This window comes from Pseudomonas sp. D47 (assembly GCF_045447305.1).
Lineage (GTDB): Bacteria > Pseudomonadota > Gammaproteobacteria > Pseudomonadales > Pseudomonadaceae > Aquipseudomonas.
The window spans coordinates 1-405 of sequence record NZ_JBJGXU010000195.1 but is presented as its reverse complement, the minus strand read 5'-3'; the positions used below and the strand labels follow the sequence as shown (position 1 = coordinate 405).

Sequence of the window (405 nt, the reverse complement as noted above, 5' to 3'; positions counted from 1 at the left end):
CCCCAGCCCACCCAGAAGCCCAATTAGAAGACGAACGCTCCTTTGGGCATGATCAGGACTGCACCACAGACACCTCGAGTCCAGGCGACACGGTGGAGCTTCCCGGTGAACCAGAAGCGATTGACCTGCCCCAGCTTCGGCGCCAGATAAACTCCGTTGCTGAGGCGACGCTCCAAAAGCGAAAGCAACCTCCACGCGCTATTCTTAAGTTGCTTCCGCAACCTGGTTCTACGCCTGAAGTCGAAGGACTCATCTCATTGAATATCGGGGAGGTGGATGATTGAATGTCACATCGATAAGGAGTTCTGCCCTCCCTATTGCCACCGCCCCCCCCAAGGTCTCAGAAAGCCAATCAGCAAATGGCCAAGCGGCATTCAATGCCAGATTAACCGTCACGTAAAAAAC

The 405-nt window shown here is 54.6% G+C and carries 1 protein-coding gene; it reads left to right on the top strand.

All coding sequences use genetic code 11. The annotated features are described in order from the left end of the window. On the top strand, positions 1-284 hold a 284-nt coding region (locus ACI77I_RS32215; RefSeq protein ID WP_407000253.1), incomplete at its 5' end, for a hypothetical protein. Positions 285-405: the final 121 nt, after the last annotated feature.